The organism is Pseudomonas quercus (assembly GCF_012033695.1).
Classification (GTDB): domain Bacteria; phylum Pseudomonadota; class Gammaproteobacteria; order Pseudomonadales; family Pseudomonadaceae; genus Aquipseudomonas; species Aquipseudomonas quercus.
Genome location: NZ_JAAVJI010000044.1, coordinates 1 through 1,389, shown reverse-complemented (window position 1 = coordinate 1,389; position 1,389 = coordinate 1). Strand labels below are relative to the sequence as shown.

The window sequence follows — 1,389 nt, the reverse complement described above, 5'->3', positions numbered from 1 at the left end:
TTACGTCGGTTGGCGCGAAAAGAGTACCCAAGGGATTGATCCCGAATGGGTGCATTGGTGTAAGCGTTGGCGTGACACCTCCACTCTAAGGCCCAGGACCAAGGAATCCACCTATAGCCTGATCCTGCGCACGGGCCTGTGGCTGGCTCAAACTCACCCAGAGGTGCGCACGCCTGAAACCTGGCAGATGTCGACCTGTGCCGACTTCATTGCCGCCGTCGATCAACTGTGTGTAGGCGACTGGAGCCTGGATTCGGCACCCAGCAAAGGCGCAGCACGCTATGGCCAGCCCATTCGCACCAATTCCAAGCACAATTTTCTGCACTGCATGCGGCGGTTCTTCATTGATGTCGAGCTGTGGGGCTGGGGGCGTTTGCAGTTCCGGCCACGGCATCACCTGGCTACGCCCCGGACGGTCTCGTTCGCCAGCGGCGTCAACCCTCGGGTGATCGACGATGCCATCTGGCTGAAGCTGGTCTGGGCCAGCCTGAACCTGACCCGTGCGGACCTGCTGTGCGAGATTCATTATCCGTTGGCCATGATCCAGGCCATGGCTGTGCTCTGGACCCATGCCGGGCTGCGCAAGAACGAAATCGCTCGGCTGTCCATCGACTGCGCGCAAGCACAGACACAGGACGTGGTCGAGGAAGGGCAGACCGTGCCTGCCGGCACCCTGTGCTACTTGCAGGTCCCCCCAAGCAAGACCTTCAAGGCTTATGTCAAACCCGTGGCCGCAGTGGTCAAGGACAGGATCGATGCCTGGTTTCAACAGCGGCCCAGTGAGCAGGCTGCGTTGTGGGATGAGCGTACCGGCGAGAAGGTCCGCTACCTGTTCCAATACCGCGGCAAGCGCCTGGGTACAAGTGTAATCAACGACACCATCATCCCTATGCTCTGCGCCAAGGCCGGTGTTCCGCTCTCCGACAGCCGAGGCCGCATTACCAGTCATCGTGGCCGCGCCAGTGCAGTAACCGCGTTGGCCAGTGTGCCGCGAGGCATGTCCCTGGTGGAACTGATGCAGTGGTCGGGGCATAGCTCGCCGACCTCGACCCTGCATTACCTGCGCATCCGTCCGACGCAGTTGGCCGCCGCCTTCGTCAAGGCCGACCAGATGGCCCACATGATTTCGCTGCTGGTCGACCATGACGTCATCGCGCGGCAAAGCAATGATCCGTACCTCTACTACGACCTGGGCAATTCGTACTGCACCAATCCGTTCTGGAGCACCTGCGCGCACCGCATGACCTGCATCGGCTGTGATTTCAACCTGCCCAAAGCCAGCGCACAGGGCCAGGCCCTGGAGAGCAAGGCGTCGGTCCGCCGCTACCTGGAAGAAGTGCCGCTGACTGCAGACGAGCGCGCCATTGTCGAGGGTGATCAGGAAAAGAT

1 protein-coding gene is annotated in these 1,389 nt (G+C 61.1%); it reads left to right on the top strand.

Annotated elements, in window-relative coordinates; translation table 11 throughout:
• Positions 1-1,389 (top strand): tyrosine-type recombinase/integrase (locus HBH25_RS22945; RefSeq protein ID WP_246231507.1); only part of this gene is annotated, 1,389 nt, incomplete at both ends.